Annotated in this window: 24 protein-coding genes; 11 read left to right on the forward strand and 13 right to left on the reverse strand. The window is 71.0% G+C overall.

Features of this window, described 5'->3' with window-relative positions:
* Positions 1-62: 62 nt before the first annotated feature.
* Complete coding sequence (locus O2L01_RS01140; RefSeq protein ID WP_270119664.1) at positions 63-365, reverse strand: hypothetical protein; 303 nt, start codon at positions 363-365, stop codon at positions 63-65.
* Between the two features lie 230 nt (positions 366-595).
* Between O2L01_RS01140 and O2L01_RS01145 the strand changes: the two genes are divergently transcribed.
* Positions 596-844: an SCO4848 family membrane protein gene (locus tag O2L01_RS01145; protein ID WP_270119666.1), complete on the forward strand. Its 249-nt coding sequence runs from the start codon at positions 596-598 to the stop codon at positions 842-844.
* Positions 845-960: 116 nt separating this feature from the next.
* On the opposite strand, the gene O2L01_RS01150 is transcribed toward O2L01_RS01145, so the two are convergent.
* On the reverse strand, positions 961-1887 hold the full coding sequence (locus O2L01_RS01150; RefSeq protein ID WP_270119667.1) for an aminoglycoside phosphotransferase family protein: 927 nt from the start codon (positions 1885-1887) through the stop codon (positions 961-963).
* A 72-nt stretch (positions 1888-1959) separates the two neighbouring features.
* A complete protein-coding gene (locus O2L01_RS01155; protein ID WP_270119669.1) occupies positions 1960-2640 on the reverse strand; it encodes an NAD(P)-binding oxidoreductase in 681 nt (226 codons plus the stop codon).
* A 176-nt stretch (positions 2641-2816) separates the two neighbouring features.
* Here O2L01_RS01155 and O2L01_RS01160 point away from each other — a divergent pair, with 176 nt between their 5' ends.
* The 3 genes from O2L01_RS01160 (at position 2817) to O2L01_RS01170 (ending at position 6796) form a co-directional block, all read left to right on the forward strand.
* Entirely contained in the window at positions 2817-5192 is a 2376-nt protein-coding gene (locus O2L01_RS01160) for an autotransporter-associated beta strand repeat-containing protein (protein WP_270119670.1), read from the forward strand.
* A 280-nt stretch (positions 5193-5472) separates the two neighbouring features.
* Positions 5473-6252 (forward strand): class I SAM-dependent methyltransferase, encoded by a 780-nt coding sequence (locus tag O2L01_RS01165; protein ID WP_270119671.1) that lies wholly within the window; start codon positions 5473-5475, stop codon positions 6250-6252.
* Positions 6253-6457: 205 nt separating this feature from the next.
* Complete coding sequence (locus O2L01_RS01170; RefSeq protein WP_270119673.1) at positions 6458-6796, forward strand: hypothetical protein; 339 nt, start codon at positions 6458-6460, stop codon at positions 6794-6796.
* Positions 6797-6907: 111 nt separating this feature from the next.
* On the opposite strand, the gene O2L01_RS01175 is transcribed toward O2L01_RS01170, so the two are convergent.
* Both O2L01_RS01175 and O2L01_RS01180 read right to left on the reverse strand, forming a co-directional pair.
* Positions 6908-7720 (reverse strand): HAD family hydrolase, encoded by an 813-nt coding sequence (locus tag O2L01_RS01175; RefSeq protein ID WP_270119674.1) that lies wholly within the window; start codon positions 7718-7720, stop codon positions 6908-6910.
* A gap of 100 nt (positions 7721-7820) precedes the next feature.
* The gene (locus O2L01_RS01180; RefSeq protein ID WP_270119675.1) at positions 7821-8321 is read right to left on the reverse strand and encodes a MarR family winged helix-turn-helix transcriptional regulator; all 501 of its coding nucleotides are present in this window, start codon (positions 8319-8321) and stop codon (positions 7821-7823) included.
* Positions 8322-8408: 87 nt separating this feature from the next.
* Here O2L01_RS01180 and O2L01_RS01185 point away from each other — a divergent pair, with 87 nt between their 5' ends.
* Complete coding sequence (locus O2L01_RS01185) at positions 8409-10097, forward strand: amidohydrolase family protein (protein WP_270119676.1); 1689 nt, start codon at positions 8409-8411, stop codon at positions 10095-10097.
* Between the two features lie 83 nt (positions 10098-10180).
* On the opposite strand, the gene O2L01_RS01190 is transcribed toward O2L01_RS01185, so the two are convergent.
* The 3 genes from O2L01_RS01190 to O2L01_RS01200 all read right to left on the reverse strand — a co-directional run bounded on the left by O2L01_RS01190 (position 10181) and on the right by O2L01_RS01200 (position 14664).
* On the reverse strand, positions 10181-11506 hold the full coding sequence (locus O2L01_RS01190) for a M14 family zinc carboxypeptidase (RefSeq protein ID WP_270119677.1): 1326 nt from the start codon (positions 11504-11506) through the stop codon (positions 10181-10183).
* Positions 11507-11663: 157 nt separating this feature from the next.
* A complete protein-coding gene (locus O2L01_RS01195; RefSeq protein WP_270119678.1) occupies positions 11664-13670 on the reverse strand; it encodes a GTP-binding protein in 2007 nt (668 codons plus the stop codon).
* A gap of 175 nt (positions 13671-13845) precedes the next feature.
* Positions 13846-14664, reverse strand: a complete 819-nt coding sequence (locus O2L01_RS01200; protein WP_270119680.1) for an HAD family hydrolase — start codon at positions 14662-14664, stop codon at positions 13846-13848.
* 160 nt (positions 14665-14824) lie between these two features.
* Between O2L01_RS01200 and O2L01_RS01205 the strand changes: the two genes are divergently transcribed.
* From O2L01_RS01205 to O2L01_RS01215, 3 genes are all read left to right on the forward strand, one after another.
* On the forward strand, positions 14825-15400 hold the full coding sequence (locus tag O2L01_RS01205; RefSeq protein ID WP_270119681.1) for a TetR/AcrR family transcriptional regulator: 576 nt from the start codon (positions 14825-14827) through the stop codon (positions 15398-15400).
* Positions 15401-15487: 87 nt separating this feature from the next.
* Positions 15488-16276, forward strand: a complete 789-nt coding sequence (locus O2L01_RS01210; protein WP_270119682.1) for an oxidoreductase — start codon at positions 15488-15490, stop codon at positions 16274-16276.
* A 304-nt stretch (positions 16277-16580) separates the two neighbouring features.
* On the forward strand, positions 16581-17144 hold the full coding sequence (locus O2L01_RS01215) for a hypothetical protein (RefSeq protein ID WP_270119683.1): 564 nt from the start codon (positions 16581-16583) through the stop codon (positions 17142-17144).
* Positions 17145-17215: 71 nt separating this feature from the next.
* Here O2L01_RS01215 and O2L01_RS01220 read toward each other — a convergent pair whose 3' ends face one another.
* The 4 genes from O2L01_RS01220 to def form a co-directional block, all read right to left on the reverse strand.
* Positions 17216-18367, reverse strand: a complete 1152-nt coding sequence (locus tag O2L01_RS01220) for an NUDIX hydrolase (protein WP_270119684.1) — start codon at positions 18365-18367, stop codon at positions 17216-17218.
* Positions 18368-18398: 31 nt separating this feature from the next.
* The gene (locus O2L01_RS01225; RefSeq protein WP_270119685.1) at positions 18399-18935 is read right to left on the reverse strand and encodes a tetratricopeptide repeat protein; all 537 of its coding nucleotides are present in this window, start codon (positions 18933-18935) and stop codon (positions 18399-18401) included.
* Positions 18936-19050: 115 nt separating this feature from the next.
* On the reverse strand, positions 19051-19668 hold the full coding sequence (locus O2L01_RS01230) for a class I SAM-dependent methyltransferase (RefSeq protein WP_270119686.1): 618 nt from the start codon (positions 19666-19668) through the stop codon (positions 19051-19053).
* 318 nt (positions 19669-19986) lie between these two features.
* Entirely contained in the window at positions 19987-20589 is a 603-nt protein-coding gene (def, locus tag O2L01_RS01235; protein ID WP_374727652.1) for a peptide deformylase, read from the reverse strand.
* A gap of 247 nt (positions 20590-20836) precedes the next feature.
* Here def and O2L01_RS01240 point away from each other — a divergent pair, with 247 nt between their 5' ends.
* Positions 20837-21769 (forward strand): DUF4349 domain-containing protein, encoded by a 933-nt coding sequence (locus O2L01_RS01240; RefSeq protein ID WP_270119688.1) that lies wholly within the window; start codon positions 20837-20839, stop codon positions 21767-21769.
* Positions 21770-21813: 44 nt separating this feature from the next.
* Here the strand turns inward: O2L01_RS01240 and O2L01_RS01245 are convergent, their stop codons facing one another.
* The gene (locus O2L01_RS01245) at positions 21814-24384 is read right to left on the reverse strand and encodes an Hsp70 family protein (RefSeq protein ID WP_270119690.1); all 2571 of its coding nucleotides are present in this window, start codon (positions 24382-24384) and stop codon (positions 21814-21816) included.
* A gap of 99 nt (positions 24385-24483) precedes the next feature.
* Between O2L01_RS01245 and macS the strand changes: the two genes are divergently transcribed.
* Together macS and O2L01_RS01255 are read left to right on the forward strand one after the other, a co-directional pair.
* Complete coding sequence (gene macS, locus O2L01_RS01250; RefSeq protein ID WP_270119691.1) at positions 24484-25623, forward strand: MacS family sensor histidine kinase; 1140 nt, start codon at positions 24484-24486, stop codon at positions 25621-25623.
* Positions 25598-26233 (forward strand): response regulator, encoded by a 636-nt coding sequence (locus tag O2L01_RS01255; protein ID WP_270119692.1) that lies wholly within the window; start codon positions 25598-25600, stop codon positions 26231-26233. The genes macS and O2L01_RS01255 overlap by 26 nt, the downstream gene beginning before the upstream one ends.
* The last annotated feature ends 23 nt before the right edge of the window (positions 26234-26256 follow it).

Consider the following 26256-nt stretch of genomic DNA (forward strand, 5'->3'; position numbering starts at 1 on the left):
GCCGGCTGAGGACGCCGGCGGCCGCGGGTGTCGTTACTGGAGCCGGGCGAAGGCCTTGCGGCTCAGCCCTTCCAGAACTTGGCGCCGGTGCGGGCGAGCACGTCGCGCTGCGCGCGGTTCAGACGCGATTCGTAACGGTAGTTGACATAGAGGACCGGCGGTTCCGAGTCGATGCGGAACACATTGCCGAACCAGCGCACCGGATGCCCGTCGACCAGCTCCCACAACTGCACGATCCGCTCCCCCGGAGTGATCGTCATTCTGATGTGGAAGTCCGCGAACTCGAGATCCTCGATCCGGGCCCAGCCCACGACCTCGGGATCGGGATACCCGCCTGGCAGCGAGGCGTCGTCAGGTCCGCTCATATCCGGGCCAGCCATTCCATGCATTGATGACATTCCGGTCTCCATCATCGCAGACCACGGTATGCACGCAAGTGCCGCACAGAGTGACACCTGGTCTGCAAAGCCCAGGATAGTAGGAGCATTGGGCGGACCGTACACCGGAGACTGGGCGGCTCAGGCCCGAACGTGACCGGCGTCCGCCGTGGCGCGCCCGGAATGACCGGTCCCGCGGGCGGCCGGATACTGGTCGCATGAAGCTCAGCCGTCCGGTCTCGGTGTTCCTGCTCGCCTTCGGCGTGTGGTCGGTGTTCATCTGGACCACGTTCGTGAAGAACCTGTTTGAAGACGTCAGCGGCCTGGCGTTCGACGCCGCGGGCGATCCGACGGCCTATTTCTGGGTCCACTTGGCACTCGCGGTCGCCTCGTTCGGTCTCGGCGTCGCCGTCGGCGTCATCGGCCTGCGCGGCTTCCTGGCCGACCGCCGCGCGCGGCGCGGCTGACTCCTCAAAGGAGCTTCCGACGAGTGGACGACTCGTTCACGAGTCGGAAATCCGACCCGACTTTTTTCACCCGAACGTGCCGCGGCGGCCACTCGCGCTCGTGGCCGCCGGAACACTCACGCCAGTTCGAGCGCCGCCACGGTCGCCTCGGCGGCGGCCACGTCACGCTCCGTCTCGACCTCGGTCAGGTGGTCGATGGCGCGCAGCAGCGCCCACGCGCGGAGCCGTTCCACGTCCACGCCGAGGCCCTCTGCGACCGCGTCCAGGAGCACGGTGCCGCTGTGCGGGCCGAGCAGTTGCAGCTTGAACAGCAGGAACCCGCCGTCGAAGGCCCGCTCGGCGAGATACGGCTTGGGGTCGATGACGAGCCAGGGTTCGCGCTCGGCCGACACGATGTTGGCCAGGTGCGTGTCGCGGTTGCCGATGCCGAGCTCGGGCGGGTCGGAGAGGCGGTCGCACAGTTCGAGGGCGAGGTCCAGGCGGGCCGCGCCCGGGCCCTTGCGGGCCGCGCCGCTCCGGTCGCCGTACTCCTCGCGCCACAGGTCGAGCATGTCCGTGGCCGCCGGCAGCGCCGGGAACCCGTTCTGCTCGGCCAGGGGCCGCCACAGCCGCCGGTAGAGGCCGCACGCGATCCCGATGCGCCGCCACGCCGCCTCGGGCGTGCGGTGGCCGAAGAAGCGGGTCGACTTCAGGCGGTTGCCGGGCACGGCCCGCTCCAGGAGCATCGCTCCCGTCTCGGGGTCGTACTCGTGCAGCCGCACCGCACCGTCGCCCGCGTACTGGTGCAGCGCAGTCGGTTCGGCGGCGTTCTCCGCATCGCGGTAGATGACCTTCAGGACCGCCTGCTCGCCGTTCTCGCGCCGGACCGGGACCACATAGGAGTGGCTGCCGCCGCCGTAGGGCGGCCCGTCGGTCCGCAACGACCACAGCCGCTGCAGACGCCAGACCGTCTTGGGGAGGCCGTCGAGCCAGGCCTGACCGGCACTGCCGTGCCAGGCGAGGACGTCGCGGCGGACGGAGGAGGGAACCACACCGAATCGCATCGGTACAGTATCGAGCAACGCCTTTTGCCGCCGCAATCCGCATACGCATGGGAGGCAAGCGGACAGGTGTGATCAGCCCTCCGCGACGAACGCCTCCACCGCTTCTGTGACCGCGATGTCACCGCCCCGCACCTCCAGGACCAGGCGAGACACCTCCGGTCGACGCAGGAGTTCGGCCACCACGGCGGCCACATCGGAGCGGGTGACGGCGCCGCGACCCACCGGAGGCTCGGCGAGGTGCACCTGGCCGGTCGGCGGGTCGTTCGTGAGCGAACCGGGGCGCAGGATGACCCAATCGAGGTCCCTCGCGCGCAGATCCTCCTCGGCCGCGGCCTTCGCCGCGATGTACGCCGCCCACACCTCGTCCCGGCTCGGGTCGGGCTCCGAGTCGGCGCCCATGCTGGAGATCTGCAGGAAGCGGCGCACGCCCGCGCGTTCGGCCGCCTCGGCGAGCAGCACCGACGCCGCCCGGTCCACCGTGTCCTTGCGGGCCGCGCCGCTGCCCGGCCCGGCGCCCGCCGCGAACACCACCGCGTCGACCTCCCCGTACATCTCGGAGGCGAGCAGGCCGCCGAGGTGCTCGGCGTCGGCCTGCTCCAGGTCGAGGACGATGGGACGCCCGCCGATCGCGGTCAGGTCCTCGGCGTGGTCGGGGTTGCGGATGAGGCCGGTGACCGAATGCCCTTCGGCGGCCAGGATCTCGGTGAGGCGCAGCGCGATCTGTCCGTGCCCTCCGGCGATGACGACATGCATACGGCCCACCATAACCCCGCGCGCGGCGGCGCGTGCCGCTCTGCGCCGCACCGGAGCCGTCCTCACGAACACGGCGCGCCTGCACTGCCCACCGAAGCCAACGCGGCCACCGGAAACGGCCAGGCCCGCGCGACCCACCGATAACCGTTGAAAAACACCGAGTAACTTGTTGCAACGTGAAGGATTCGCACACCCTCGGGCCGCCGCGCGGCCCCGCAATCGGGGCGCGCCTGCTGCTCGCCGCCGCTCTCGCGTTCCTGACCGCGCCGTTCGCCGCCGCCCCGGCACAGGCGGCCAACGACATCACCGGTCAGATCCGCGCGGGACAGGACGTCGTGCTCAACGGCGACGCGGTCGTCAACCTCGGGGACGGCGAGGAGATCACCTACGGCGGGCACTTCTCCGGCGTCGGCACGCTCACCATCAGCGGCTCGGGCAAGCTCATCCTCACGGCCAACTCGGACTTCAGCATCCCCGAGGACCGGCAGACGCAGACCGTCGAGGCGCGCGGCGAGCCCTGGTGGTGGAACACCATCGAGAACCCCGACCCGCCCGCCGTGACGATCGAAGCCGGCGCCACGCTCCAGTACGGCGACGGCACGAGCACGACCGGCACCCTCGGCCACTACCCGTACGACCTGCCGAACTTCGAGTGGAACGCCCTGAACCACCAGGTAGACGGCACCCTCATCGTGGCGGTCCACGGCGGCCGCTACCACCCCGGCAACCTCAGCGGGTCCGGCTTCATCGTGCAGCCGCGCGGCACCTGGGACGGGCTCGCTTTGGCGGGCAACCACACCTTCTCCGGAGTGCTCTACAACGGCACCGCCGTCCACTACAGCCAGCGCGAGTTCCTGTCGACGATGCCCGAAGTGGACACGATCGTGAACCAGGGCTCGTTCATCATCGACACCCAGGACGGCAACGACACCGTCCTCGACGCCGACTTCTATTCACGAGAATGGGGCAACGACATCAACTTCCACTCCCAGATCTTCGGGAGCAAAGTCGTGATGTCCGGCGTCTACTCGTGGGCCGACTCCGGTCCGGACACCGACCCGTCCCTGTCGGACCCGGACTTGAACTACGAGGTCGTGGCCCACAACCACAACAAGCGCGGCATCAATATCGAGGGGGCGCTGGTGCAGTGGGGGGACGGGACCGACAACGAGTTCTTCCTCCCGGGCAACCGCGACACGGTGTACATCAACATGCACGCCAGGCGCATGCGCAGCCACCTGATCCTGAACTACAACGGGCCGGTCCGTCTCGACGCGCCCATCTCGGGCGGGATCTTCCACGACACCATGTCCGCCGTCGGCGTCGGCGACGTCACGATCGCGGGCACCGCGGGGAACGACGTGACCTTCGCCGACCAGCAGAACTACGACGGCGCGACCACCATCGAGTCCGACGCGATCCTGAGGCTCGGCGCGGGCGAGGACGGCGGCGACGGATGGCTCCTCACCGGCGGCGAACAGACCGCGATCGTCGACGACGGCGCACTCGTGGTCGACAACGTCGAGCATGAGGCCTCGCTCGAGGACATCAGCGGCGCGGGCAGCCTCGAGCAGGCAGGGTCGGCCACGGTCACTCTCACCGGCGGCATCGAGTACACCGGCGCGACCACGGTCTCCGGCGGCACGCTCGCCCTCACCGGCGGCGACCTCGCCGCGTCCGAGCACGTCGAGCTTTCCGGCGAGTCCGCCGTGCTCGACCTCTCGCAGGTCGAAGGCCAGACGGTGCACGACCTCAGCGGCGTCGCCGGAGCCGCGCTGCGGCTCGGCGCCGACGACCTGGCACTGGCCAGCGCGACCGACACCGCGTATGCGGGCTCCGTCGAAGGCGAAGGCGGCCTTGTCAAGACGGGCCCTGGTGCCTGGACCTACGCGGGCACGAGCACCGCCACGGGCGCGTGGACGGTCGCGGAGGGCACGCTCGTCCTCGGCGGCGCCCCCGACGGCGGTGCCACTGAGGACGGCGCCGAGAGCAGCGCTCCAGCCGAAGGTGCCACTGAGGTCGGTGCCGAACTCGCGGGTGGCCTGGTCGTCGACCAGGGCCTGACTGTCCGTGCCGCAAGCGTCGTCGGCGGCGATCTGTCGCTCGGCGAGGCCTCAACCCTGACCGTGGGCTCGAACGGGGGGCTCGCTGTCGCGGGCGAGGCCACCCTCGGCGGGACGCTGGCGGTCGCCTACGAGGAGGGTGCAGCGCTCCCCGAGGAGATCACCGTCGTCACCGCGGCGGCCGGCGCCACCGGCACCTTCGCGAACCTCGCCCAGGACGCCGAACTCGAGATCGGCGGCACGACCTACCGGATCGCCTACGAGGCCGACAAGGTCGTCCTCCGGACCGACACCCCGCAGGAGGCTGCTGCAGAAGCGGCGGGCGCCGGCCCCGGCGCAGCCGGGTCGCCCTGGTGGGCTTATGCAGTGGGTGTGTCCATAGGCCTCCTCCTGGTCGCTCTCGCGTTGCTCTTCTGGCTCCGGCGCCGCCGCCGCAGCGGTCTGGTACCCGACGACGCGACACTGGAGCTACCAACACTGAAGGCCTGAACCTGAAGCGGACCTGAAGGCGGCTGAAGCCGCCTTCAGGTCGGGCGCGTCCGTGAGCGCCTCGGCGCGTCTCCATAAATCGGACATAAGATGGACCCCTGGATCAAAAATACCCGCGGGTTACGACAATCGTCCTCGACCGGCATCGCCGCCCGGAGGCGTTGCACGTGAATGCATTTCGCAGTTGGACGGCCGGCGCGCTAGCGTAGTCAGCTCTCAGCTCTCAGCTCTCAGCTCCGTCCGCGGCAGCGCGCAAGCGACCGCAACAGAGAGGCGCTCAATGACCTTCGACGTCGAACGCACGATGAGCAACTACCGCGACACCAGGAACCTCAAGACCCGCATCAGCATCTACGACTACCGCACGCCCCGCATCGACCCGACCGACCTCGCGGCCGAACTCATGCCCGCCGACCCGCACCTCGTGCTCGACGTCGGCTGCGGCTCCGGCCGGTACGTGCAGCGGCTGCGCCGGGACCACCCGGAAGCGGTGGTCGTCGGCATCGACGCCGCGCCCGGGATGCTCGCCGAGGTCGAGCCGCCGATCATGGTGGCCGACGCCCAGGCGATCCCGTATCCCGACGCCAGTGCCGACGCGGTGCTCGCGATGCACATGCTGTACCACGTACCCGATATCGCGAAGGCCGTCGCCGAGTTCCGTCGCGTGCTCAAACCCGGCGGCACACTCCTCGTCTCCACCAACGTCGACACCGACAAGGGCGCCTACTTCGCCCTGATGAAGCGGGCGTTCACGAAAGTCCTGGGCCCGGACGCTCCCCCGGTGGACAGCGTCAACGTCCTCTTCAACTCCGCGAACGCCCCGGGCTATCTGGAGGCCGAGTTCGACTCGGTCGAGTCCTTCGAGGACCACGGCACAGTCGCTGTGCCGGAACCGGGTCCGCTCCTGGCGTTCATCGACTCGACCCGCTCGTTCTTCGACATCGACGACACCGCGTTCGATGCGATCATGGCGGCGATCGGCGAGGAACTGGACACGCACTTCGCCATGCACGACCACTTCGAATACAACAAGGGCCTCATCATCTACCGGTGCCGGTAGCCGTGGCGCGGCTGATCCTGCTCAACGGCGCACCCGCCGTCGGCAAGTCCACTTTGGCTCGCCGAGGACCGTCCGTTCACGCTGGTCCTCGACATCGACAAGGTTCGCAGGATGCTCGGGCGGTGGCGCGAGGACGCGGGCAGGGCCGGGCTGCTGGCCCGGTCCGTCGCGATCGCGGCCGCCCGGGCCCACCTCGCATCGGGGCATGACGTGGTGGTGCCGCAACTCGTGGGGCGGGTCGAAGTTCATCGAACGCCTCGCCGAGACGGCCTCCGAGGCCGGGGCCCGGTTCTGCGAGGTGTACCTGCTCGACGACCGAGCGAGCATCGTGCGGCGCTTCACCGAACGCACCCGACTCGCGGCCGATCCGACCCATGTGGACGCGGGCGAGACGCTGCGGGACGGCGAGGCCGGTCTCACCGCGTACGTCGACCGCATCGAGGAGCTCGCGCGGCTGCGACCGCACGCGACGGCGATCGACTGCACCCCTGGCGACGTCGAAGGGACGTTCCGGCGTCTGGTCGGCGCGCTCGACGGCGAATGAGCAGGCCGGGCCGATCGGTCCGGCACGTTCGCCCCTGGCGGTGCCCCGGGCCCCTGCACCGCGCGAGGCACGAGGGCAGCGTGAGCCGGAACGCCGGCCTCGGTCGATCGTCTAGGTGACTCGTAGATCGAGGATCGTCTCGATCGCGTGGGCCACACCGTCGTCGGCGCAGGCCGCGGTTCGGTCGGTCGCGGCGGCGAGGGCTTCGGCGTTGGCATCCGCCATGGCGAAGGACCTGCCGGCCCAGGCGAGCATCGACACGTCGGTCGGCATGTCGCCGAAAGCGATCACCGATTCCGGGCCGATACCGCGCCCGGCGCACCAGGCCGCCAGCGCTCGGCCCTTGGTGGCGTCCTGAGCGCTGTACTCGATCTCCGGATAGCTTCCCCAGTGCCACATCTGCACGCCGGGCATCTCGACCCGCCGGGCCCGTGCGACCAGTGCGGCGGCGTCCAATCCCGGGGCTCTGACCACAAGGGTGGCGACGGTGTCGACGCCGTCGAACAGGTCGGCGTCCGGGTCGACGAAGCGCCAGGGGTCGTGCAGGTGCACGCCGACTTCGAACTGCGGGTCCTGGGCGATCTGGCTTTCGCCGGTCTCGATGGCGAAGAGCGCCTGCGGGATCGCGTCGAGGAGGCGTCGCTGCAGTTCGCGGGCGGTCGGGATCGGCATGGGGTGGCGGAACGCGGTGGCCCCGGCCGCGAAGTCGTAGACCATGGCGCCGTTGCAGCAGATGGCGGCGTCGATGGACGATGCGAGTTCCGGGTGTCGGTGGACCCCGCGTGGGGCCCGGGCGGTCACGGCCACCACCAGGATGTTCCGCTCTCGGGCGGCGAGCAGGGCCTTGTGGTTGCGTTGCGAGAGGTTGCCTCGGTGAAGCAGGGTCCCGTCGAGATCGGTGGCGATCACCTTGAGCGAGTTCACCGCCCGAGTATCGATGCCGTGCTCCCCCGTCGGCAACTCAGTTCGGGCGCCAGTGCGGCGGACATCACCGATTGCCGTCCCGACGGGGTCGGAGCTCGGGTCAGTTCGGCGGCATGAGGGCCCGAAGGGCTCGGTCGAGGCCTTCCTGTTCACGCTTCGTCATGCGGCCCATCAGGTCGCCGAAGCTCGCCACCAGGTCCTCGAGGGCCGCGTCAACCACCCGCTTCCCCTCGGCGGAGAGGGTGATCTGGAAGCTGCGCCGGTCGTCGGCCGACAATGCGCGCTCCACAAGGCCCGCCGCCTCCAGGCCGTCGATGCGCTTGGTCATCCCCGCCCGCGACATCATCAGCTCAGCCGAGAGCGCCGACGGCGTCCGCGTGTAGGGCGCGCCACTGCGACGCAGACTCGCGAGCACATCGAACTCCCCCTGCTGGAGGCCATGCCTCCCGATCGCCTCGTTCCCTACCGGCCCAACGCCGTGCTGCGCGACGTAGGCGAGCCGCATGAAGGTCGCGAGCCGCTCGGTCGGGAGCTCGGGGCGCTCACGCTTCCAATCGGCGAGCAAGCGGTCGACGGCGTCCTCTGCTGCATCCAGGGTCATGCGTCACATTCTATTCGCATGGAGATAGTTTTCTAGCTTACTATCAACTGGAAGATATTTTCGGAAGCGAATTGATCGGAGTCGCTCGTGCGCACCCTCATCCAGAACAGCCGCGTCTTCACCGGGGACACCGTGCTCCCCCGCGCCGACGTGCTCATAGACGGCACCCGGATCGCCGCCGTCCGCACCGGACCTGACGGCGACACCGACGGTCTGGTCGACGAAGTCGTCGACGGGACCGGGAAGACCCTCCTCCCCGGGCTCATCGACGCCCACACGCACGTCGCCGACGGGGACCTCGCGCTGGCCGTCGGCTTCGGCGTCACCACCGAACTGGACATGTTCTGCCTCCCGAACAACCTCGCCCGCCAGCGCGCCCTGGCCGGCGGCAGCGACGCCGTCGCCGACCTCCGCAGCGCCGGGGTCCTGGCGACGCCGCCGGGCGGGCACCCGAGCCGGCTGCTGACGCCGGAGGCCCTGGCGTTCCTGGGCGACTCGATCGACTCGTTCACACCAGTGGCTTCGGTCGCCGACGCCGAGCCGTTCGTAGAGGCGCGGATCGCCGAGGGAGCCGACTACCTCAAGGTCGTCTTCGACGACGGGACCCATTCGGGCGAGGCGTTGCCGGTCCTCGCCCCGGAGATCGCCAAGGCGCTCGTCACCGCGGCACGTGCGCATGGCCTGAAGACCATTGCGCACGTGTGGAAGGCCGAAGACGCGCGGATCGCGCTCGACGCGGGCGTGGACGGCCTCGCGCACGTCTACACCGACCTCGGCGAGGGCCCGGAGGCGGAAGGGCTGGCGGCGAGGATCGCCTCCCACGGGGTGTTCGTCGTGAGCACTCTGGTGTACATCGAGGCGGTTACGGGCGGCGGCGGGCGGGAGCTGTTCGCCGATCCGCTTGTGGGGCCGCGTATCCCCGAGCACCTGCGCCCCGGGCCCGCCGCCGCCTCGGGTCCGGGGCGGACGCCGGAGTCGGCGCGGGCGTCCGCCGCGATCGGGCTGCTGCACCGTGCGGGCGTGCCGGTGCTGGCGGGGACCGATGCGACGCCGTTCGGTCCCGTGCACGGCGCGGCGCTGCTGCGGGAGCTGCTCCTGCTCACCGAGGCCGGGCTGCGTCCGGAGGAGGCGTTGAGGGCGGCGACTCGCGCGCCCGCGGAGCATTTCGGGCTGGTCGATCGAGGCCGGGTCGCCGCGGGGCTGCGCGCGGATCTGCTGCTGGTGGAGGGCGATCCGACCGAGGACGTGCGCGCTCCGTTCCATAGTCGAGGTCTGGCGCCGTGGTGCGCGCCTGTCCCGTTGAGTGAAAGGAAGACTGCTGTGTCGAACCATCGTTTTCTGAAGGTCGGGACGGGTGAATCGCGGCCGACGCGGGTCCCGCTGCCTCCGGCTTTCCTGGTCAAGGCGTCCACCGAAGACACGGAGGGGCGCTTGTCGGTGCTCGAGGTCGTGGTGGCCCGGCCGATTCCTCGCCACGTCCACCATTCGGCCGACGAGTGCGTGTACGTGCTCGAGGGCGAACTGATCGCGGACTTCGAGGGCGGGTCCCACTCGCTCGGCGCCGGGGAGTTCGTGCTGCTGCCGCACGGCGTGCCGCACGCGCTGCGGCCAGGCTCGACCCCGCCGCCGCGGGTGCTGCAGCTCTCCTCCCCCGGCGGTTGGGAACGGGTCATTGAGGACATGTTCGCCGCAGGCGGTCCGGTGGCGGCCGGCGGCGCGCTCGATCCGGCGGCGCTCAACGCCACGGCCGAGGCGCACGGCATCACGTATCTCTAACCGGCGCAGCGGTACTGCTTCAGTTCGAGCCGCGTGTTCCGGAGGGTCCCGGCGGCGTCACCCCACCGCCGGGACCCGTGTCGCTAGCCGGCGTAAGGCGCGGCGGCGGCTTGGGCGGCGGTCATGAGCGCGCCCTCGTTCTCGGGCCAGAGGGAGTCGTCGACGCAGGAGAAGGCGGGGAAGAATCCACCGCAATTGCCCGAGTCGGGTCCGATCTCGAAGGTGAAGGAGGCGACGCCGAGTTCGCCGTACGCGAAGTCGTCGGTGGTGCCGCTGGTGCTGTAGCCGACGGTGTCGTCGTTGGTGCCGACGAAGTAGCCGTTTGAGTCGGACATGGCCTTGCCGAGCGCGCGCAGTCCGGCGTCGTTCGGGGCGACGTCCGAGGTGTAGCCCCACGGGACGATGATGTACTCGCCGTAGGAGTGGAGGGTGATGAACACGTCGCGGGCGTCGGCGGGGGCCGCGTCGGTCGGGTTCTCGCCGCGCTGGTCGGGGTGGAGGGCGCGGAGCCAGTCCTCGACGGCCTTGGTCTCGGGTTCGGATGCGGCCGAGGCGCCCTGGTAGGTCTCGGAGCAGGGGTTGGTGGAGTCGTCGCCCCATGCGAAGCTGGAGTTGCGGTTGAGGTCGACGCCGATGGCGTCGCCGCAGCTTCCGGCGGTGTCGTTGGCGTTCTTGCGCTGCAGGATCGGGTCGTCGCCGCCGGAGGCGACGATGTCGACGCCGTCGGGGTTGGCTACGGGCACGACCCAGATCTCGGTGGTGTCCATGAGCTCGGTGACCTCGGCGTCGGTGCCGTAGCCGTTCACGAGCTTCTCGATCCAGCGCCAGGCGACTTCGCCGGTGGCGATCTCGCGGGCGTGCATCTGGGCGATGAGGGAGAACCGGGGCTTGGCGGAGTCCGGGTCGGTCTCGCAGTCGCCGGCGGCGATCTTGGTGAGGCAGATGGCGTAGACGTCGTGGCCGCCTTGGCCTTGGGTCTTGAGCCAGGAGTCGCCGATGTCGTGGAGGCTGGCGAGGTCGGGGTTGGCGTCGGCGACGGCCTGGAGGTCGGCCTCGTATGAGTCGACGGTGCGGTAGCCGCCGTAGTAGGTGCCCTCCTGCTCGGCGCTGGGCGGCACGTCCTTGTAGACGGTGTCGAGGAATTCGGGGTCGTAGCCGAGTTCTCGGGCTTCGTCGGCGAGGGCCTCGTCGCCGATGATGTGGGATTCGCCGCCGTGTTCGTGGGCGAGCGTGAAGCCGAGCGCTTCGAGTTCGGCCGCTTCGTCGGGGGTGAGGCGCGGGACAGTCCAGGTGGAGAGTTCTGGGCTGGCCGGATCGATCGGGTCGGCTTGGGCGGTGAGGGTGGCGACGCCGGTGGCGGCCACGACGACCCCCAGCGCGACGCCCGCGGTGACGAGCCTTCGCTTCATGTGCTTGTGTCCGTTCTGTTCTCGCCCAACCGGGGGTACCGACGGGACGAAGGGGCGGTCAAGGGATCTTAATCATACATTTGCGGTGCAACTCCTCAAATAGCCAACATATTGGGACACAATGGATTCCACTTCGGAGTGAAGGTTTCGGGAAGGCCTAGGCCCCGGTCACGCGGCGCGAGACTGCGAGGAGATAGGCCTCGCGGTCGAGCGGGTTCGCGTCGGTCCGGGGACGGGCCGGGACGAGGCCGCTCACCGGCTCGTGCCGTTCGAAGACGCTCTCGAGGACGCCTTCGCCGCTGGTCAGGCCCGGGAGGCGCTGGCCGAGTCCGTGGACGGCCTCGGCCGGGATCGTGCCTTCGAGCGCGCAGCGGCCGCCGCGGATCTCGGGCGGCTCGGGGACGGCGCGGAGCTTGGCGAGCGCGGCGAGGACGCCGCCGAGGTCGGCGGCGGGCAGCTCGATGCGGAAGCGGTGCAACGGTTCGCAGACGACCGTGCCCGCTTCGCGGAGGGCCTCCATGAGGACGAGCGGCACGAGGTTGCGGAAGTCGCCGGCGGTGCTCGACATGCTCTTGTCGAAGCCGCCGTGGGCGCTGGACTGGCGGGCCCAGTATCCCGAGTGGGTCATGGTGACCGTGGCGCCTTCGACCTGCCAGCCGTGCAGGCCCTCGCGGAGCGTGTCGTGGACGGTCTCCTCGACGGCCTTGAAGAACGCGAACGGCATCGAGCCGAGCTCCACTCCCAGCCGGAAGTCGATGCCCGGGCCGTCCGAGGACGCTACCGCGAGGCCGACGGTGGCCAGGAACGGGTTGGGGGCCTTCGCGATGAACTCGGCCGCCGCGCCGGTGCCGGTGACACGCTCGACGCAGATCACCGTGGACTCGCGGAACTCGACCTCGAGGCCGTACTCCTCGGCGAGCGTCGCGCCGACGACCTCCTTCTGGACCTCGCCGTAGAGCGAGACGGACAGCTCGCGGCGGGCCTCGTCGTGGCGCAGGCCGATGAGCGGGTCCTGTTCGGCCAGTTGGGTGAGCGCCGCGTGCAAGGCGGGTCGGTCGGGCTCGTGGACGGGCGCGACGACGGTCTCCAGGGCGGGCCTCAGGAAGTGCTCGGTGCGGAGCCGGGGCGTCTGCCCGATCGCGTCGCCGATGCGGACCTCCCCCAGGCCCCGGAACTTCGCGATCCGGCCGGCTTCGGCGCGGGCCCGCGGCCGGTCGACGCCGTCCTCGAAGACGCTGATCCCGGTCACCTTCGCGTCGCGGCCGCCGACGGGCACGCGGTCGCGGACCGCGACCGCGCCGGAGAACAGGCGGGCGTAGGCGATCCGCTCCCCCGCCGGGCCGCGCTCCACTTTGAACACAGTGCCGGAGAGCGGCCCGGTCGCGTCGCCCTCCGAGCCGGGCAGGAAGCGGCGGATGCCCGCGATGAGGCCGTCGACGCCGGCGCCGGTGATCGCGGAGCCGAAGTGGACCGGGTGGGCCCGGGCCTTCGCGACGCGCGCCTCGAACGCCGAGTCCAGGGCCGCGTCACGCGCGACATGTGACATACCACTGATATTCGGGGAGGTCGCGGCGTCGGCGAGGTAGGCGTCCAGGAGGTCGTCGTCGAGGAGCGCTTCGAGCAGGTCCTCCGCGAACGCGGCATCGCGTTCGCGCGGTTCGCTTGCGGCCCTGGCGGTGCCGAGGCCGTCCACGGTGTCCATGGCGACCATGGCCGGGTCGAGTTTCGCGGCGAGGTCGCGCAGCAGCGAGTCGGTGCGGGCGCCGGCGCGGTCGATCTTGTTGACGAACACGACGGTGGGGACGCCGAGGCGGCGCAGGGCCCGGTACAGGACCCGCGTTTGGGCCTGGACGCCCTCGACGGCGGAGACGACGAGCACCGCGCCGTCGAGCAGGTTCAGCACCCGCTCGACCTCCGCGATGAAGTCGGGGTGGCCGGGCGTGTCGATGAGATTGACGGTGGCGTCGCCGAGCGCGAACGAGACCACCGCGGACTTGATGGTGATGCCCCGGCGGCGTTCGAGGTCGAGCGAGTCGGTGCGGGTGCTGCCCGCGTCGACGCTGCCGACCTCGTCGATGACCCCGGCGGCTTGCAGCAGCCGCTCGGTCAGGCTGGTCTTACCGGCGTCGACATGGGCGAGGATTCCGAGATTGAGCGTGCGCAACAGCAGTCATGTCCTTGAGTTCGTGGTGACCTTTCTCGAATGACATGAACTGTTGGCGCATCTTGGAACCCTTTCGCGAGACGGACGCGGCAGTGCCGCGCACCGCCCAGTCCAGCAGACCGGGCGGCGGCCCGCAACGGGTTATTCCGGATCGATTCAGTGCAGTGGTGCCCGCTCAGGCGGCCGCCGCGGTGTCGCTGTCGAGCAGACCCTCGATGATCTGGGCGACCCCGTCCTCGGCGTTGGTGGCCGCACGGTCCGTGGCGGCCGCGACGGCCTCGGGGTGGGCGTCGCCCATCGCGTACGAGCGGCCCGCCCACGCCAGCATCGGCGCGTCGTTCGGCATGTCCCCGAACGCGACCACCGCGTCCGGCCCGACCCGCCGCTCCTTGCACCAGGTCGCGAGCCCGAACGCCTTGTCCGCGCCGCGCGCGTTGAGGTCGAGCATCCCGAAGTCGCCCCAGTGGCACATCGAGAGCCCGCCCAGGTCCGCGCCTTCGACGGCGGCGGCCATCTCCTCGCCGGTGCGCCCCGCGCAGTAGGCCTTGATCTTCACGGCCCGCTTGGCGCGCTTGAAGACTCCGTCCACATCAGGCGCGAACTCCCAGTTCGAGCTGCCGACGAGCGCCCGGTAGGCCTCCTCGCCGACGATGCCGGTGCCGTTCTCCACCGCGAACACCGCGTCCGGCAGGCGCTTGGCGATCGCCGCGACCACCTTGCGGCCCTGCCAGACCCGGATCGAGCGGAGGATGCGGATGCGGCGGGTGGCCGGGTCGTAGACGATCGCGCCGTTCGCGCACACCGCGCCGTCGAGATAGGGCAGGAGGTCCGGCAGCATGTCCACGCCGTACGGGGTGCGGGCGGTGACGGCGACGACGGCCAGCCCGTCGGCGCGGGCGGCCGCGAGGGCGTCGCGGGTCCGCTCGGAGAGGGCACCGTCCGGGGCGAGGAGGGTGCCGTCCAGGTCGGAGGCGATGACGAGGGGTTTGAGCACGGTTCCAGTATCGCCCGGCGCGGCAAGTGCGGCAACCGTACGAAACGGCACGATCACCGCACCGTTCGGATCCCTTGCGCACCAGCGGATTCACGGTCGCGAAGCGAAACCCCGACCCCATTGTTGACCTCTGGTTCAACAATGTTGTAGGGTTCAGGGCATGGGCAGGCCGAAGAACTTCGAACCGGACGTGGCCGTCGCGCAGGCGATGGAGACGTTCTGGACCAAGGGCTACGCGGCGACCTCCCCCGCCGACCTCGCCGAAGCCACCGGCGTCGGCAAGGGCAGCCTGTACCACGCGTTCGGCTCCAAGCGGGAGCTGTTCGGCAAGGCGCTCGACCTGTACGGGCGGGCCGGGTCCGAGATGACCCGGGACTTCCTGGACGAGCCGGGCACCGCGAAGGAGCGCATCCGCGCCTACCTGGAGCTCCTGGTCGACACCGACCTGAGCCTCCCGGCGCCGCGCGGCTGCCTCGCGGCCAACACCGCGCTGGAACTCGGCGGCAAGGACGCCGAGGCGACGGAGGCGGTGCGGCGCATGACCAACGAGACCATCCGCCTCTTCACCGAGCGGATCCGCAAGGGCCAGCGCGACGGCGACGTCGCGAAGGAGGTCGACGCGGACGTTCAGGCGCACTTCCTGATGAACACGGTCGTGGGCCTGCGGATCATGGTCCAGACCCACGACAGCGCGGTCCTGCACCAGATCATCGACACGGCCGTCGCCGGCCTCTGACCCCCGGGACACCCACGCCCTCGCACGAGGGCGTTTTTCCGGACCCAATTTTTGACCTCAAGTTCAAAAATAACGAAAGGCACCCACATGGAACTCGGACTCAACGGCAAGACCGCCCTCGTCACCGGCGCCAGCCGTGGCATCGGGCTCGCGATCGCCGAGACCCTCGCCGCCGAAGGCGTGCGCGTGGTCGGCGTCGCCCGCACCATCACCCCCGAGCTCGAGAAGGTCGCCGCGGCGACCGTCAGCGCCGACCTGTCCACCCAGGACGGCGCGGAGCGGATCGTCGCCGAGGCCGTGAACGCGGTCGGCGGGATCGACCTGCTGGTCAACAATGTCGGCGGCGGGGACGTCGACAAGATGGTCGTGGGCGGGTTCCTCGACATCCCGGCCGAGCAGTGGCGCGCGGTCTTCGACCTCAACCTGTTCAGCGTCGTGTGGACCACGAGGGCGGCGCTGCCGGAGATCATCGGCCGCCGCGGGGCGATCGTCAACATCTCCTCGATCAACAAGTATCTCCCGGCGGCCGGCCCCGTCGGCTACAGCGAGGCCAAGGCCGCGCTGACGTCGTTCTCCAAGCGGCTGAGCGAGGAGCTCGCGCCGCAGGGCGTGCGGGTCAACACGGTCTCCCCCGGTGTCATCGGCTCGTCGCTGTGGCGGGACGAGGAGCGGTTCGGCGGCAAGCTCGCGGAGGCGTACGGGGTCGCGCACGGCGACTTCCTCGAGGCGATCCCCGGCCAGTTCGGGATCTCGTCGGGCCGCATCGGCGAGCCCGAGGAGGTCGCCGACCTGGTGGCGTTCCTGCTGTCGGAGCGGGCGTCGAACATCCACGGCGCCGACCATGTGATCGACGGCGGCACCCTCAAGGCGGTGTAGGGGGCCGGGGCGGGCGCGGGTCCAATCGCGTCCGCCCTCGCCACTCTGGACGCTGCCGTAGCGGTGTCGTGGATTGCGGTGTCGTGATGTGACTGTCGTAGCGCTGTCGTGAGGTGCAGAGCCGTGATGTGCACGTCGTGATGTGCAGAGTCGTGATGTGCAGAGTCGTGATGTGCAGAGTCGTGATGTCAAGTTTGGGTAACGACGGGGACCGGTCCCGCTTCACAGTCGTCACACTGGTGAGGTCGTCGATTCGCACGGCCGCTCTACCCTGGACTGCGACCGTCCCCTGAAGGAGCCCATCATGGCCTACAACCCGCCCCCGCACTACAACCTCGGCGGCCCGAGCGAGCCCCAGCACCCGCAGAGCGTCCCGCCCTCCTATTCGCCGCTGCAGCAGCCGTCGTACGACTCCGGGTACGCGCCGCAGCCGCCCCTCACGGTCCAACCCTCGGCGCCGGCCCCAGGGATCCCGGCCCAGCCGGCGTATCCGACGCAGCCGCTGCTGCAGCCGCCGCCACCGACGGCGCCCCGCAAGTCGCCGGTGGTGGCGATCCTCGCGACCGTCATGGCCATCGGCCTGGCCGCCGCCGCGGTCTCGATCGCGCTGTGGCTGAAGTCCAGCGGCGACCTCGAGGACGTGGAGGCGCGCGTCGACGACCGGGACAAGGAGATCGCACAGCTCCAGGAGGACCTGGAGGCGGCCGAGTCGCAGGTGGCGGAGTTGGAGGGTCCCGCCGCCGAAGCGGAGGAGATGCGCGCGTGCATCGACGACCTGAACGACTACTACAGCACCCCGGCCGGTTCGGACGAGGAGGCCGCGGCGCTGGAGGCCATCGACGTCTCCTGCGCCGGCCTGATCTTCTGAGGCACTCGCCCTGAGGGGAGAGACGACGCGAAGGCCCGCAAGCCGATCGGCTTGCGGGCCTTCGCGTTCGCTCACCGCTGTTTGGCGAAGGCCACGGGGATGCGCAGTTCGTGGCCCTTGAACAGGTCGGCCTCCGCCGCTTCCGCCTCGGTCATCCAGCGGTGGTCGGAGGCCTCGAGCGGCTCGAGGCGGATCTCCTGGCCCGGGCGGGCCTCGCGGGCCGTGAAGCTCATGATCATCGGCATGCGGCTGTCGCCGAGGTTCGTGTCGCGCTTGTCGAACGCCCACGACAGGCCGGTCAGCTCGACGTCCAGGCCGGTCTCCTCGAAGGCCTCGCGGACCGCGGCCAGCCCGACCGGCTCGCCGACCTCGGCGGCGCCGCCGGGCACCGCCCACTGGCCGGTGTCCGTGCGCTTGATGACGAGGACGCGGCCCTCGTCGTCGAAGACCGCCGCGTCGGCGCCGGTCGGGACGCCGTGGGCGGCGAGGTCACCGCAGTCGATGCGCGGGTAGGCGAGATCGGCCTCGACGGTGCGCGCGCAGTGGGCGGCGACGCGGTGGTGGCGTTCGACCGAGTACGGACTGGTCGCGGCGGCGAGGGATTCCCGGGCGCTTGCGGCGACGTTGTCGAGGATCCGCTTGGCCGCCGGGGAGACGCGCAGTGGGCCGCGCTCGCGCACGACGGCGCTCGCGGCGGGCGCGTAGGTCGGCAGGTCGCCGGCGAGGTCGGGGTCGGCCGGGTCGAGCAGCTTCTCGGCGGCGTCGGCGTCGAGGTCCGTCGTGAACTCGTAGACGAGCAGGTAGGTGTGGGGGCACGGCAGGTCGGCGAGGTCGGTGTCGGCGATCGCGACCGGTTCGGCGGGCACCTCGGTGCGGAGGGTGGCGGCGGTCGCCTCGACGCGTTGGGCGAGGGTGTCGGCGCGGAAGCGGCGGCGGTGCACGAGGCGGGAGCCGTCGCCGCAGTCGATGCGGAACTCGGTGCCCGGGATCGGGGTGCGCAGGAGGGCGTCCGTCGCGAAGATCGCCCGGATCTCCTCGTAGGAGCGGTGGTCGACCTCGGCGAGCAGGGCGGCGGCGTGATCGCGCAGGGCCCGCAGGCGGGCCTCCTCCCCCGGTTCGGCGCCCCAGTAGAGCCCGTTCGCGGCTTCGGCCCGGAGCATGTCGGCGAGGCGGGCGAGGCCGATCGCCTCGGGCCGCGCGGGATCGGCGGGGTTCGTCGTCATGGCGCTCCTGTGCTCGGCGGTGCGGACGGGATCAGATCGTACGCTGTCCGACGGCCGCGCGGGCGGCGCTCAAAGCGTCCTGCGTCGAGGCGATCAGGGCCGGGTCGCCGATGCTGCGGCGCATGAGCAGGACCTCGGTGAGGACCTCGAGGGCGAGGTGCGGCCGGCGGGCGTCGATCAGGTGCTTGCCGTAGTGCTGCAGCGCGAAGTGGAGGGTGTTGGGGCTTTCGGCGCGGGCGATCTCGATGGCCTGCTCGTAGAGGGGCTCGGCGGCCGCGAGATCGCCGGGGTAGCGGTAGGCGTCGCCGAGGTTGATGAGGGCCGCGACGCGCTGGTGCGGGGTCGCGGCCCGGTCGAGGGCGAGCGCGAGGACGCGCTGCGCCTCGGCGTACTCGCCCAGGGCGATGAGCCCGACGCCGGCCTGCCGCAGTTCGGGTTGGGCGAGGCGCTCTTCGCGGGCGAGTTCGTAGCGCACGAGCCGGCGCAACCGGCCCGGCTCGGTCGCGTACATGCGCCCGTCGTTGCCGATGGCGATGCGTTCGGCGATCTGTTGCTGCTCAGCAGACAATGGCGTGTCCCCCGTTCCGCGCCTGGGAAGGCCGTGAGGCGGCCTGAGGCGAGGATAGAGCGGGACAGGGCGTTTGCCCAGCCCCAAGCCCTGCATCAACCGTAGCTCGCCGATTTCACCGGTTGCGGAGGATGAGCCCCTGGTACTCACCGATGTCCGAGTCGAGGGGGACGAGGTTCGTCTCGACGGGGTCGAAGTGCTCGGCCGCAACGGCTTCGATGGCCTCGGCGGTGAAGAACGAGAAGAACCGCCTCGGCTCGTAGCGGTCGGTCTCCCACACGCCTTCGTGGTCCTGGCCGCCGTACTGTCCCCAGTAGAACAGGCCGCCGGGGGCGAGGACGCGGCGCACTTCGGCGAGCACGACCGGGAGTTCGGACTTCGGGACGTGCAGGAGGCAGTTCATGCCGAACACGGCGTCGAAGGCCCCGTCGTCGAAGGCGAGGTCGCCGAAGTCCATCACCGTCGCGTCGAGGCCCTTGGCGCGGCAGTGGGCGACGAGTTCGGGCGAGAGGTCGACGCAGGTGACCTCGAAGCCCTCGTCGGCGAAGTACCTGCCGCTGATGCCGTGCCCTGCACCGATCTCCAGGACGCGCGAGGCGCCGGCGTCGCGGAGGCGGGCGGCGAACCGCGCGCGCTCCTCGGCCTTCCAGGGGGTGTCGGACATGCCCTCGCGGGCTTCGGCTTCGGCGTCGTAGGCCTGGCGTAGTTCCTGTTTCAGTGCTCGGTAGTCCACCGGCCCGATGATGCCAGAGGGGTCCGACGGGGGCGGGTCTGGCGCTACTCCCCTATGGTGGTCCGGTCCGCCGACCCTTCACCGTGATGAGGCAGCGCCGTGTACGAGACCCCCGCCGCCGCCGTCGAAAGGTCCGGCGAGGACGCGGCGCGCCGCGTCGGCAGACCGGACGCCGTCACCGCCGCGCAGATGCTCCTGTGGGTCCTGTTCGCGGCCGGGTATGGCGGGCGTCTGGTCGATGGCGTTCGTGGCGCTGCCGGTCGCCGTCGTCGTATGCCTGTTCACGCCCGCCGCCAACCGCTGGTTCCGGTACGGGGACTAGCGGAGGCCGGCCTCGGCGAGGGCGCGGTTGCGGGCCTTCTTCGGGAGGCGGTCGACGTAGACCGTGCCCTCGAGGTGGTCGTACTCGTGCTGGAGACAGCGGGCCAGGGTCCCGCTGCCCTCGATGCGCACCGGCTTGCCCTCGGCGTCGAACCCTTCGACGACGGCGGTGGCCGAACGCGGGGTGTCCTCGAACGCGCCGGGCACGGACAGGCAGCCCTCGTCGTCGACCATGAGCTCGCGGGGCGCGGGCGGCAGGTGGAGCACCGGGTTGACGACGGCGGCCACGTGGCGCTCGCCCTCGGCGTCCTCGCAGTCGAGCACGAAGACCCGGGCGTCGACGCCGATCTGGTTGGCCGCCAGGCCGACGCCGTTGGCCGCGTACATGCTCGCGAACATGTCTTCGACCAGGGTCGCCAGCGCGTCGTCGAAGGCCTCGACGGGTTTGCAGGCGCGGTGCAGGACGGGCTCGCCGTACTGCGTGATCGGGTGCACCCGGCCGTGCTCGCCGGGGGCGTCGTGCTCGTGGTCGGTCACCGGTGTCTCCTCATCCGCCAATCGGTCTCCCTCTTGGGCTTGCTCTAGTAGGGGCGGTGGCATATCACATGTCACACGCCGCCGCGGTTATTGCAAGTATATTGCAACAGATTTCACGGCCCGCCTCGCTTCCAGGGACCCGGCGAGTGAACGGGAACGCGCCGCCCTCCGTGGACGTCTCATAGGCGCCGAAGGCCGTTCCTCCCTTATCGAGAGGGCACTGCGCTCGATTCGTGACTCAGCGGGAAGACCATTGGAGACACTGGGCGGCACCCTCGCCGCCATTCCGACACCCCTTGCGAGGCTGACCATGCGATCCCTCAAATCCGCCGCGGTGCTCGCCGCGGCGTCCCTCTTCCTGTTCGGCTGCGCCGGTTCCGGCGACGACTCCGGCAGTGGTTCGCAACTCGCCGAGCCCGAGGCCGCCGACGTCGCCGAGGGACAGGACGACGCCGCCGAAGGCGCCGCGGACCCGCAGTTCGACACCGGCGAGCGCGCGATCGTCTACGAGGCCTCGCTCGAGATCGAGGACGCCGACCCCGAGGCCGCCGCCGAGGAGGCCTGGGACCTCGCCGAGTCCTTCGGCGGGTTCGTCACCGCCGACGAGCGCGACCGCGCGACCGGTGAGGAGGCCTCCTACAGCAGCGCCCACCTGGTGCTGCGCGTGCCTTCGGAGCGGTTCACCGAGGCGATGGACGCGTTCGCCGCACTCGGCGAGTCCGAGCGGCACCGGGCGGTGACCACCGAGGACGTCACCGAGGCGACGGTCGACCTGGAGTCGTACATCGCGACCAAGAGCGCCAGCGTCGAGCGTGTGCGCGGGCTCCTCGCCGAGGCGACCTCGGTGACGGCCATCCTCGATCTGGAGGCCGAGCTCGCCGAGCGCGAAGGGGAACTGGCGTCGTTGCAGGCGCAGTTGGAGGATCTGCAGGACCGGGTCGCGTTGTCCACCATCGACTTCACAATCGTCGCGCCCTCAGCGCCCGAGGAGGCGGCGGGCTATGACGGTCCGGACTCGTTCTGGGACGGGATCGTCGTCGGCTTCAAGGGCGCGGTGGGCCTGGTCGTCGGCATCTCGGTGGTGATCGGCATCTTGCTGCCGTTCCTGCCCCTCGCGGCGCTCGTGGCCGCGGCGGTCATCGTCCCGATCCGGTTGGTGCGCAAGCGGAACCTGGCTCGCATGAGCGACCCGACGGCGGCGGCTCCGGCCGAGGCCGTGGAGCAGCGGATTCCTAGTTCTTGACAGCGGAAGGCGCGGGCCCCGACCGGGCCCGCGCCTTTGCACGTCTAGAGGCTCCAGACCTCGACTTCGCCCAAGGTGGCGCCGGTGACGACGACCTGGTGGCCGTCGATCTCGGTCACCTCGACGGCGGTGATCGCGTCGTCGGTGGTGTGCTCGGCGAAGCTCTCGCCGATCTGCGCGCCGGTCGCGAGGTCGAACAGGCTCAGGCCCTTGTCGCCGGAGGCGAGGACTACGGCCTTGCCGTCGATCTCGATCACGCGGAGGGCGTTCACGGTCTGGTAGAGCTCCTGCGCGGGCTGGCCGTACGGTTCGGCGGTCGCGAGGTCCCAGGCCTGGATGGTGCCTTCGCCGGTGACGGTGACCGCGAGGCTCTTCCCGGCGGCCTGGCCCGCCGCGAGCGCCAGGATGTCGTAGGCGAGCTGGTCGAACGTGCCGCCCACGGGCTCGCCGGTGGCCAGGTCGGTCACCACGACGCGGTTCTCGTAGTAGGTGACAGCGCGGAGGGTGCCGCCCACGTCCGCGAGCTGCAGGCCCTCGCCGTAGGAGGTCGAGATGTCCGTGATGACGTTGCCGGTGAACAACTGCTTGACCTCGTAGTCCGTGGCGTAGGCGGGCGTGCCGTCCCACAGGCCGTACCAGTAGATCGAGTCGTACAGCGAGTCGCGGTCGGCGACGGGCGTGCCCGGGTCGTCGAGGTACCAGGTGTCGTCGGTGGTGCCGTCGCTGGAGAAGACCGCCACGCGTCCACCGGATTCGGTGACGACGCCGAGGCTCGTGATCGGGCCCTCGTGGCCGCGGTAGTCGTCGATGAGCTTGCCGTCCGCGGGGTCCCAGATGCGGACGATCGCGTCCTCGCCGCCGGTGAGCACGACGTTCGCGCCGTCGAGCTGGGCGACCTCGACCTGCGTGATCGCCCCGACGTGCTGGGAGGCCATCGTGGCGACCAGGTCGCCTTGGACGGCTTCGGCGAGCGGCACGGGGCCGTCCTCGTCGCCGGTCCCGGCCGAGCCGTCCGTGTCGTCCTCAGTGGCCTCGGCGCCCGCCTCGGTCGCGTCGTCGCTCTGCGTGGTCCCCGATGCGTCGCTCGGATTGTCGTTGTCGCGTCCGGCGAGCACCGTCGGGAGCATGACGACGGCGGCAATGGCGATCACGACGACGGCCGCGGCGGCCGAGAGGACGAGGACGCCCTGCTTCGACTTGATCCACGGGCCGCTCTGGGGCGCGACGGGTCCCGTCGGGTACGGGCCGGGCGGCGGCGAGGGGGCCAGGTGCGGCTGGGTGTACGGCTGGGGCGGGACGCCCGGCATGGCCTGCGGAGTCGGCTGCGAGGCCGTCGGATGCACCGGCGGCTGCGAGGTCGTCGGATGCGCCGTCGGCTGCGAGGCCATCGGGGGCGCCGAAGGATGCGGGAGCCGCATCGTCTGGCCGGTCGGGGCGCTCACCGGACTCGGCACGGGCGCGACGACCGGGGTCGCGGTCTGCGGCGGCAGGGCCGGGCTGGGGACCGAGATCGGGGTGCTGATCGTGTGCTGGGCGACGAGCCCGCCCTCGGAGACGGCGAGTTCGGGCTGCTCGATCGCCGAGGGGGCGATGCCGAGCTCGCGGTGCAGGAGAGTGGCGACGAGCGGCATGCGGCTCGCCGCGCCGACGAGGAAGAGCCCGGCGATCTGCTCCTTCGCGAGCCCCGATTCGCGGATCACGCCCTGCGTGACGCGGATGGTGCGCTCGACGAGCGGCGTGCACACCTGCTCCAGCTCCTCGCGCGTGAGATGGACGTCCACGTCGAGGAGCGGGATGGTGAGTTCCGTCGAGGCGCTGCGGGAGAGCCGCTCCTTGGCCTGGCGGACCTCGTCGATGAAGGCGGTGCGGTGGCGCAGGCCGGCCTGCTCGGTCGGGTTCGTCAGCCGCGCCCAGCGCTCGGCTGCGTCGCTCATGCCGGCCGGATGCACGGTCGCGGCGAGGTGCTCGGCGAGCGCCTGGTCGAAGTCGAGGCCGCCCAGGTCGTCCGCGCCGTCGACGGCGAGCACGTCGAAGCCGGTCGTGGCGCGGCGCAGCACGGTCGCGTCGAAGGTGCCGCCGCCGAGGTCGTAGACGACGACGCCGCTGCCCGGCGCCACGTTCGCGCCGAGGGTCTCCACGAAGTAGCTCGCGGCCGCGACGGGCTCGGCCACGAGGTCCACAGTGCCCAGTCCGGCGGCGGTGGCGGCGTCCGCGACGACGTGGCGGCGGGTCGGGCCCCAAGCGGCCGGCACGGTCACGGTGACCGGGCCGAGCGTGCCGAGGGTCTGCTCGCATTCGCGGGCCACGCGGGAGAGGACGGCGGCGATGACGCTGGTGACGGGGATCTCGGTCTCGCCGAGGAGGATCTGGGCGTCGTCGATGCGCCGCTTCGGGTTCGGCTCGTACCGGTCGGGCTTGCGCCGTCCCGAGTGGACGGCGTCGGCGCCGACGACCGGACCGCCCTCGTCGTTCATGAACACCGCGGAGGGCAGCTGCGGGGAGCCGTCGAACAACTGCTGGTGCACGCGACCGTCGGCCCGGCGGATGGTCGCGACGGTATGGGAGGTGCCGAAGTCGACGCTGATCGAGGCGGGTCGGGGGTTGGAGAAGGACATGCCCGCAACTGTAGTGACCTGGGTCCAGCGGCGGTTGTGGAGGGAACTCCCGTTCCGCGCGGGGCCGTGTGCTTCGCACGCGCCTGGGAGAATGCGCGGGTGGGTTTGCAGACGCAGTTGCGGCGGGCGATCGCGGTGTTCCGGTTCGCCGCTCTGGGCTATCCGGTGCTCCTGGGCGCCTTGGCGTTCGACGACCTCGCGCACCCGGTCGCGGCACCCGTGCTGGTGCTCGCGCTCGTGGCCTGGACGGCCGCCGTCAGCTACCGGTACACCCGCAAGGGGTACGAGGACCTGGTCGTCCACGCCGACCTCGCCGTGACCGCGCTGGCCGTCGCGGCCTCGGCGTGGGCGCTGGCCGTGGACGGACGGGCGGTGCCGATCTCGTTGGGGCCGTGGCTCGCCGGGGTCGTGCTCGCGTGGGGCGCGGCGTGGGGCCGCCGCAGCGGGGCCGTCGCCGGCGGCGTCATCGCCGTGTTCGGCATGGTGTTCCGGGGCGGCATCAGCGAGAACACCGTGAACGAGGCGGCGCTGCTGGTGCTCACCGGGTTCACCGTCGGGCACCTGGTGCGGCTCGGGGTGCAGGCCGAGGAGCGGACGCGGCGGGCGACCGAGCGCACCGCCGCCGCGAGGGAACGCGAGCGGCTGGCCCGCGACATCCACGACTCCGTGCTGCAGGTGCTGGCGCTGGTCCAGCGGCGCGGCAACGAGATCGGCGGTGAGGCGGCCGAACTCGGGCGGCTCGCCGGACGCCAGGAGGAGGCGCTGCGGGCGCTCATCTCCTCCGAGGCGTACCGGCACCCCCTCGACGGGCGGCGAGACCTGCGCGAACTGGTCGGACGGCACGCGGGCGAGGCCGTGACCGTGGCGGCCCCGGCGACCCCGGTGCGGCTGCCCGCCGCGACGGCCCGCGAGGTCGCGGCGGCGGTGGCGAGCGCGGTCGACAATGTGCGCGAGCACTGCCCGGACGGGACGCGCGTGTGGCTGCTCGTCGAGGACGACGAGCAGGCCGTGACGGTGAGCGTGCGCGACGACGGGCCCGGCATCGCACCGGGCCGGTTGGCCGAGGCCGCCGCCGAGGGGCGTCTCGGTGTGGCGCAGTCGATCGAGGGCCGCGTGCGCGAACTCGGCGGGGCCGTCACCGTCGTGTCCGGACCGGGCATCGGCACGGAGATCGAGATGCGGGTGCCGCGTCCGAGAACGGAAGGGGACGCCGATGGCGACGCTCATTGTGGTCGATGACCACCCGATCTGGCGCGAGGCGATCGCCCGCGACCTGACCGCCGCCGGGCACCGCGTGCTCGCCGTCCTCGGCGACGGCAAGGCCGCGCTCACCGCGATCCGCGGGCTCCGGCCCGACGTGGCAATCCTTGACCTCCAGCTCCCGGACCTCTCGGGTGTCACCGTGCTGCAGGCGCTCGGCGAGGACTGCCCGACGGCCGCGCTCATCCTCTCGGCCAGCGGCGAATCGTCCGATGTGCTCGAAGCGATGAAGGCCGGGGCGCGCGGCTACCTCGTCAAGTCCGCTTCGGCGGCGGAACTCGCGGACGCCGTCGAACGGGTCGCGGCCGGGGACGCCGTGTTCACGCCGGGCCTGGCCGGGCTCGTGCTCGGCGAGTACCGGCGGCTCGCCAACGCCGACGTCGAGGAGCGGCCGAAGCTCTCCGAGCGCGAGACCGAGGTGCTGCGGCTCGTCGCGAAAGGATTGAGCTACCGCGAGATCGCCGAACGACTGGTGCTCTCGCAGCGGACCGTCCAGAACCACGTGCAGCACATCCTCACCAAACTCCAGCTCCACAACCGGACCCAGCTCGTGCGGTACGCGATCGAACAGGGCATCGACGGCGACTGAGCATCCGGCGACTGAGTACTTTC

Source organism: Glycomyces lechevalierae (assembly GCF_027622945.1).
In the GTDB taxonomy this organism is placed as follows: Bacteria; Actinomycetota; Actinomycetes; order Mycobacteriales; family Micromonosporaceae; genus Glycomyces; species Glycomyces rutgersensis.